9 protein-coding genes are annotated in these 7,938 nt (G+C 36.5%); 6 read left to right on the forward strand and 3 right to left on the reverse strand.

The window, feature by feature from the left end:
• Positions 1–39: 39 nt before the first annotated feature.
• Together ACX12B_RS08390 and ACX12B_RS08395 are read left to right on the forward strand one after the other, a co-directional pair.
• Complete coding sequence (locus ACX12B_RS08390; RefSeq protein ID WP_459353562.1) at positions 40–816, forward strand: D-aminoacyl-tRNA deacylase; 777 nt, start codon at positions 40–42, stop codon at positions 814–816.
• Complete coding sequence (locus ACX12B_RS08395) at positions 813–1,112, forward strand: methylated-DNA--[protein]-cysteine S-methyltransferase (protein WP_459353563.1); 300 nt, start codon at positions 813–815, stop codon at positions 1,110–1,112. Before ACX12B_RS08390 ends, ACX12B_RS08395 begins: the two co-directional genes overlap by 4 nt.
• On the opposite strand, the gene ACX12B_RS08400 is transcribed toward ACX12B_RS08395, so the two are convergent.
• Together ACX12B_RS08400 and ACX12B_RS08405 are read right to left on the reverse strand one after the other, a co-directional pair.
• Entirely contained in the window at positions 1,109–1,564 is a 456-nt protein-coding gene (locus ACX12B_RS08400; protein ID WP_459353564.1) for a 50S ribosomal protein L19e, read from the reverse strand. The two genes, ACX12B_RS08395 and ACX12B_RS08400, sit on opposite strands and share 4 nt — an antisense overlap.
• Complete coding sequence (locus ACX12B_RS08405) at positions 1,548–1,952, reverse strand: 50S ribosomal protein L32e (RefSeq protein WP_459353565.1); 405 nt, start codon at positions 1,950–1,952, stop codon at positions 1,548–1,550. The genes ACX12B_RS08400 and ACX12B_RS08405 overlap by 17 nt, the downstream gene beginning before the upstream one ends.
• Positions 1,953–2,102: 150 nt before the next feature.
• On the opposite strand from ACX12B_RS08405, the gene pckA reads away from it, so the two are divergent.
• Positions 2,103–3,707 (forward strand): phosphoenolpyruvate carboxykinase (ATP), encoded by a 1,605-nt coding sequence (pckA, locus tag ACX12B_RS08410; protein WP_459353570.1) that lies wholly within the window; start codon positions 2,103–2,105, stop codon positions 3,705–3,707.
• 1 nt (position 3,708) lies between these two features.
• Here the strand turns inward: pckA and ACX12B_RS08415 are convergent, their stop codons facing one another.
• Positions 3,709–5,679: a S8 family serine peptidase gene (locus tag ACX12B_RS08415; protein WP_459353566.1), complete on the reverse strand. Its 1,971-nt coding sequence runs from the start codon at positions 5,677–5,679 to the stop codon at positions 3,709–3,711.
• A gap of 130 nt (positions 5,680–5,809) precedes the next feature.
• Here ACX12B_RS08415 and ACX12B_RS08420 point away from each other — a divergent pair, with 130 nt between their 5' ends.
• The 3 genes from ACX12B_RS08420 to ftsY all read left to right on the forward strand — a co-directional run.
• Positions 5,810–6,430: a superoxide dismutase gene (locus ACX12B_RS08420; protein WP_459353567.1), complete on the forward strand. Its 621-nt coding sequence runs from the start codon at positions 5,810–5,812 to the stop codon at positions 6,428–6,430.
• Positions 6,431–6,512: 82 nt separating this feature from the next.
• Complete coding sequence (gene pfdA, locus ACX12B_RS08425; protein ID WP_459353568.1) at positions 6,513–6,950, forward strand: prefoldin subunit alpha; 438 nt, start codon at positions 6,513–6,515, stop codon at positions 6,948–6,950.
• A 3-nt stretch (positions 6,951–6,953) separates the two neighbouring features.
• Positions 6,954–7,938, forward strand: a 985-nt coding sequence (gene ftsY / locus ACX12B_RS08430) for a signal recognition particle-docking protein FtsY (RefSeq protein WP_459353569.1), incomplete at its 3' end; no start/stop codon positions are given.

Below are 7,938 nucleotides of genomic sequence, written 5' to 3' on the forward strand. Positions count from 1 at the left end.
TGGTGGAAATTAATAGGGTCTCTTTATATCTCTTATTTCATGGAACTACTAGTTGCATACGCCGATGATCCTGCTGGTCACAATATGGCAAAATTTCTTTGCAAAGACATGACTCAAGACGGCGATGTGTTTCATGGAAAATTCTATGATCTGGTGATTATTCCAACTCCAGCAATTTCTGCAGATTGGTTAGAAGAAAAATACGATTATGATGGATTTGTATTTCTATCAAAACATGCAGCTGAATCTGGAGTCCTTGCACTTACTTGTCATAGTACTGGGAATTTCTCAGAGGCAAAGTTTGGTGGAAAAGACAGGCAAGTAGCAATCCCACATCCTGACTTGCAAAAAAAATATCTCCAAACTTTACGTGATCATCAATCTGATTTTGCAGAATTTGATATTACGATAGAGGCAACCCATCACGGACCAACTGATCTCAAAAAACCTTCTATTTTCATAGAGATTGGAACTACTGAAAAACAGTGGACTGATGAGAATCTATGTCATAAGGTTGCAAAACTAGTTCATGAGGTAATATCTAATGATATTCCAGAAAACCCGGTTGCACTATGTTTTGGTGGAACTCATTATCCTACAAAGTTTACAGAACAATTACTTGATGGCAAGTATGCACTTGGAACAGTAATTCCAAAACATGCACTTGATAATCTTGATGAAGAATTGTTCTCTCACATTCTCAAACAAAACAGCATGGCAAAGTTTGCACTGCTAGATTGGAATGGCCTAGGACCAAACAAGCAAAAAGTTCTTGACCTTCTTGAATCTACAGAACTTGAGGTAATCAAACTTTGAATCTTGAGGAAAAGATTTACAAAAAATTACTAGAAGTTCCAAAGGGCCAAATCACAACTTATGGTGAACTTGCAAAGGCAGTTGGTCTAAAGAACGGACAAAGGGCAGTTGGAAGAATAATGAACAAGAACCCCTATCCTGTAATCATTCCGTGTCACAGAGTTGTAATGTCTGATGGAAAAGTTGGTGGATATGCATATGGTGAACATATCAAAACAAAGATGCTAAATGATGAAGGCATCAAAATCAAAAATGGTAAAATCTTAGATTGGGAAAAAACTGTTTACAGATTCTAGTTCTTTCTTTTTGCGACAATCTCTTCCATTAATTGTCTCAAGTGAGCCTTGTTTCTGACTGTGTTACCGCCTACTTTTTTGTAGAGTGCCCAAAATTCTGGATTAGTCAAATCCTTTCTGTCTTTTGCGATTTTTAGTAGTCTTCTCAATGCGCGGACCTTTGCAACATAGACTTCTTTCTTACCAATACGTGCACCTTTACGTCCTTGTTTGGAACCTTGTTTGGTACCTCTCTTGTTTCTTTGGTCTTTTTTGGTTTGTGCCCTTCCTCTAGAAGTTCCAGTAAATGAATCAATTCTAATTGTATTGGCTGTAATCAGGCTGCGAATGTTTTCTCTTGTAATTGCATCAGCTACATCAGTAAGATGGTCTGAATCAAATTTTATTCTGTGAATACCGACACCAGTGACTCTGGCTGCTAGTCTTTTCTTAGCTTTAAGATTTACTACCACTTGCACTCACTCTCGCATTGAAAATTTTGAATTTTTGTTCGACTGCTTTTGTAACAATCTCTTTTCTTTTTCTAGTACCGACACTGTGACCTAATCTGACTCCGTCTTTCTTTGGGTCAAGCTTTGTCAAGTCGTCTAAATTGTAAACTAAGTTATCTGTAAATCCTGAAGGGTGTAGTCCTCTTGCATCTTTTGGTCCACCAAATCCTACTTTAACTAGACCTGGACGACCTCTGCTCCATTGTTTTCTTTGATGATGATCAATACCTTTTGGTTTTCTCCAACCAGTTTGAAGTCTAACATAACGCCAGCTCTCTGGTCTTTCAAAATCAGGATTGTTTCCTTTAATCTCCTGTCTCTTTGCAAGCTTGTCTTTATTGATCGGCATCAAATTGACTCTTGAATTTTGGAATAAATACGTTCCTAGACGATGAAAATAATTTCAGATGACAAGAGATAATAAGGAAATGGAAGGCGGATCGAAATATCTCATGAACCAGCCTGGGATTAATGATATAATTTTTGGAGGCGTAACACTCTGACACAAGTAGTAGGTACTGTTACAACCGACAAATTTTCAGCCCAACTCAAGGACTTTGGAATAAATCCATCCAAAGTACACAGAAATCTTAGTACCGATGAGATGGTACATCTTGCAGTTGAGAGAAAAGAAGGAGTAGTTAACTCTACAGGCTCTCTTTCAGTAAATACTGGCAAATATACAGGCCGTTCGCCTGATGACCGATTTATCGTATATGATGATAAAACACATGAAACAATTGATTGGGGTAAAATTAATCATCAATTTCCAAGTGGTAAATTTGAAAAACTCTTAGAAAAAATGAAGAACTTTGTTGATAACAAGGAACTTTTTGTCTTTGATGGATTTGTAGGTGCAGATCCTGAAACACGTTTGCCAATTAGAGTGATTAATGATCATGTTTGGCAAAACATGTTCTCAAGTAACTTGTTTATCCGTCCTACAAATGAAGAGTTAGAAAAACATGAACCACAGTTTACAATTCTTTGCATTAATGACTTTAAAGCAGACCCCAAGATTGATGGAACAAGAACTGATGTATTCATTCTCATTGACTTGACAAGAAAAATTGTCTTGATTGGTGGAACAGAGTATGCCGGTGAAATGAAAAAGTCAATGTTTGGCGTTATGAATTTCCTTTTACCTGAAAAAGGAATTTTTCCAATGCACTGTTCTGCAAACATTGGTGAAAAAGGTGACACTGCATTGTTCTTTGGTTTATCTGGTACTGGAAAGACTACTCTTTCAGCAGATCCTAATAGAAAACTAATTGGCGATGATGAACATGGTTGGTCTGACAATGGAACCTTTAACTTTGAAGGAGGATGTTATGCAAAATGCATCAATCTTAGTAAAGAAGCAGAACCAGAAATTTGGAATGCAATCAAGCCTGGTGCACTTTTAGAAAATGTGGTTCTAAAGGATAATGTTCCTGATTATGATGATAACACTTTAACTGAAAATACTCGTGTTGGATATCCTTTGGATTTCATTCCAGGTGCTGTAATTCCAAGTATTGGTGGACACCCTAAAGTGATTATATTTTTGACAGCAGATGCATTAGGTGTTTTACCTCCTGTATCAAGACTCACCAAAGAAGCTGCAATGTATCACTTTATGTCTGGATATACCAGTAAACTTGCAGGAACTGAAAGAGGAATTAAGGAACCAAAATCTGTATTTTCCCAGTGTTTTGGAGCACCATTCATGCCTAGACCTGCCTCTGTTTACGCTAAATTACTTGGAGAGAAAATTTACCAACACAATACCGTAGTCTACCTCATCAATACAGGTTGGTCTGGTGGTCCATATGGTGTTGGAAGCAGAGTCAAGATAAAGTATAGTCGTGCAATGGTTACAGCTGCACTTTCTGGTGGCCTTAACATTGTAAAATATACTCACAATGATTTGTTTAATCTAGATGTTCCAACTGAAGTTGAAGGCGTACCCTCTGAGATTTTGGATCCAAGAAATACTTGGATTGATAAAGACGAATATGATTTGTCTGCAAAGAAACTAGCTCAAATGTTCGTTGAAAACTTTAAGAAATTTGATGGAGTTGCACAAGAAATTATTGATGCTGGTCCACAACCTCCACAATAATTTATCTTCTTTTTAGAACAATACCTATTATTCCAATAATAATAACTGCACCTGCAATTATTGCCATCTGTCTTTCTGGAATGTCTATGTCAAGTCTTTCTCTTTCTTCAAGTGTTCTAATGTCAATGGTACTGTATGCACTTGATGTATTTCCATTCACTCTAATTTTTGCATCAATCCAATACTCTGCATTTTCATAAACATTAATTGATGCAATCTTGTCTGGTGTTGCAGTTGTTGTATCAGTTCTCCCATCTTTACTGTTTGTAACTGAAATTTTTGCAAAACTCCATTCTTCTGGATGATAAACATCAAAGAGCAGTTTATCATTTTGTTGAACTATTGAGATTGAACCAGGTGTGTACTGCAAAATAAACGGAACAACATATTGTATTCCTTCATGATTTATTCTCATCTTTCCCTCGTGTTCTCCAAAGTTATCTTCTAGTACACTTATTCTTACATTCAAAATATTTTCTTCAATTAATTCTCCTCCAAATTTTATGAATTCTGGTCCATCAAATGTTACATCAAATCCTCCCCATGTACCGTCTAGTGATTTTAGTTGGAATTGTTTTTCCACAATTCTATTATCTGATGATGCCAATGCCACAAAGTTTGGAGGCTCTATGATCAGTTTTGCATCAAATGCCTTTGCTATGTTTAGTCTTCCTGCACCTGATTCCTGTATTGAGAACTCGTCTCCATAGGCATTAGATACAGGTTCAACTGTAGTTAATAGTAGTGATTTTATCTCATGGTGATGTAATTCAGGATTTTTCTGTAATAACAGCGCTGCAGCACCACTCACGTGAGGAGCAGCATAACTGGTTCCACTAGTAAAGTTGTATCCTCCATTACTTTGTGTAGTGTTGATGTATGCACCTGGTGCTACGATTTCTGGTTTAATGTAAAATGGTGATACAGGGCCTCTTGAGCTAAAATGTGCAAGATAATCTGGGTTAAAAAACAGATTCAGTGTAGCTTCATCCCCATTAATTGATTCAATAATCTCTAATCCTTCTTCTCTGTCAATTGACACTACTGGAATTCGTGGTGAATAGTCTGGTTCAACAAATTCATGAACTAGTTCTCCAAGAAAAATTCCTTGAATGTTATTGTAAACAATCATTGCCTTTGCTCCTGCATCTGCAGCATTAGTTTCCTTTATTGAAAAATACAACAACTCCCCTTCAACGTCACTTCCTCTCTCAACAATTAGTATGGAGTCTTTGACATCAAGATCTTTTAGTTCATCCACTTTTCCGTATCCACCAAAAACTAATTTTCCAGTGATTGCATCTTCAATCTTTTTGTTTCCTGCCATTGGAATTACTGTGTATGGTTTGTCATTGACTTCTAGTGTTGCAACTAGACTTGATGTAAGGTTATTGTAAGTTGCACCAACTGTAACTGAACCAAAGTTTCTTCCAGGACTTCCTATGCTTCCCAACTCTGGACCGTCGTTTCCAGCTGCAGCTACTACAAAGATTTCTTTTTCTAGTGCATGATTCACTGCTCTCTCAATCTTTGTGTTAGTTTTGTTTACTCCTAAACTGATATTGATAATATCTGCATCATCTTCAATTGCTTTCTCAATTGCTTTGATTATCAAATCAGACGACACTCCCTCACCGTCTTCAGATACTTTGTAGGCAAGAATTTTTGCCTTGGGTGCTACCCCTACTGCTTGTCCATCTGCAGCAATCACTCCTGCAACTTGGGTACCATGTCCATTATTATCCATTGGCGGTTGTCCTTCTTGAATGAAGTTATATCCTCCAATGACTTTTCCATCTGGTCCCCAACCAAACAAGTCTGGATGGTTAAAGTCTACCCCCGTATCAATAATTGCTATTTTGATTCCTGTTCCATCAATTCCTTGAATTCTTGGAATATCTGTTCCAACAAATGGAACACTTCTTTCCAAGTATGTGTGAATTTCATTTTGGGAATTCGTTGCTTGAGTCAAAACTAATCCTATCAAAATTACAACAATAAAAGAAAAAATCACTAAGAATTTCACAAATCTTCTAACAATTTTAGCAAGTAAAAATGATTACCTGTAAACCAATAAATGGAATAAATTATCAAATGCATTCATGGGAAAATACACACTTCCTGAAATGCCATATGCTTATGATGCATTAGAACCTCACATTGACGCAAGAACAATGGAGATTCATCACACCAAGCATCATCAAACATACACTGACAAACTAAATGCAGCTCTTGAAACATGTCCAGCTGAAATTCAAGACAAAGATATCCTTGATATTTTGTCTGATATCAATTCAGTTCCTGAAGACAAAAGAGGTGCAATTAATTTCAACGGTGGTGGTTATGATAACCACAGGTTATTTTGGAATAACATGAAACCAAATGGAGGCGGAGAACCTGGAGGATCAATTGCTGATGCAATCAACGATTCTTTTGGAAGCTTTTCTGACTTCAAAGAGAAATTTTCATCCACTACAGCAGTAATTCAAGGCAGTGGTTGGGGATGGTTGGTATACAATCCTTCTTCTGGAAAGGTTGAGTACAAATCAATGCCAAACCAAACAAGTCCTAGAACTGAAGGATTAGTTCCATTGTTAGGCTGTGATGTTTGGGAACATGCATACTATCTCAACTACCAAAACAAAAGACCTGATTACATCTCCGCATGGTGGAATGTAGTTAACTGGGATGAGGTAGAGAGCAGATTCTCTAAAGCAAAATAAAGTTCATCCTTTATTTTTTATTCATTTTTTGATTCACTTTCTATGAATGAATTTATAACCATAAGAGAAAGCCATGTTGTAAATGAGCCAAGAACAAGCAGAACAACTGATGCAGCAAATGCAAATGCTTGAAACATATTTTGCGGATTTATCTCAAAGAGAAGGAACTTTTCTTAGTGTATTTCGAGAAGCAGCTGCTGCTATCGAATCCATAAAATCTCTTAGTAAAAATCCTGAATCTGATACTCTTGTTCCTATTGGACTTGGAACATACATCCCAACAAAAATTTCATCTGATAGTAAAATAATTCTAAACATCGGTGCAGGAGTAGCAGTTGAAAAAGACTTTGCTTCTGCAATTAATTATCTTGAAGAAAGAATCAAAGAAATTGAAATTGCAATACAAGATACTGCAGCAAAAAAACAAGATGCTGCCCAAAGATTAGAGCAAGGTAAGGCACAAGTAAATCAAATGATGCAAGCCATGCAGCAATCTGGTCAACCTCCACAATCGGGATAAGCGATGTTTGATAAACTTCGTAATGCGTTTTCTAATGCAGCGAAAAGTTTTGGTGAAAAAGAACTCAATGAAAAAGACATTGAAGATATCCTTTTTGAATTAGAAATTTCACTCTTAGAATCTGATGTTGCTACTGAAGTAATTGATTCAATCAAAGATGATTTAAAAGAAAAATTAATTGGTTCTAAAGTTGAAAAAAAAGAGATTGAAAAATTTGTTAAGGATAGTTTGATTTCAAGCATATCTGCACATTTTGATAATGCGGGAGACGTTGATCTTTTTGGAAAAATTAATGAGAAAAAAGAACAAGGTCAACCATTTCTTATTTTATTCCTTGGAATTAATGGCACTGGAAAGACAACCTCTCTAGCTAAAGTTGCACACCTGTTACAACAAGAAAAATACTCTGTTGTTGTTGCAGCTGCTGATACTTTTAGAGCTGGTGCAATTGAACAACTACGAGAACATACTAACCGACTTAATCTAAAACTTGTCGCACAAAATTACAATTCTGATCCTGCAGCTGTTGCACGTGATGCTGTATTGTATGCAAAATCTCACAAAACAGATGTCGTTCTGATTGATACTGCAGGAAGAATGCAAACAAGTGAAAACTTGATGCAACAAATTGAAAAGATCACCAAAGTTGTAAACCCTGATTTGAAAATTTTTGTTGGTGACTCTTTAGCAGGAAATGACACTGTTAATCAAGCTCGTGAATTTCATTCCCATACGCAATTTGATGGTTCTATTTTGACTAAAAGTGATGCTGATGCAAGAGGTGGTGCTGCATTATCTATTGTTAAAGTTACATCTACTCCAGTAATGTTTGTTGGAGTTGGACAAGAATACCCTGATCTGAAACCTTTTGATAAGAACATTTTCCTTGAAACTGTATTTGGAAATCTTGAAGATGTGGATATCAAGAAAGAACCAACCCCCGAACCAGAACCAACACCAGAACCAACACCAGAACCAACACCAGAAC

The sequence above is a fragment of the Nitrosopumilus sp. S6 genome (assembly GCF_054515815.1).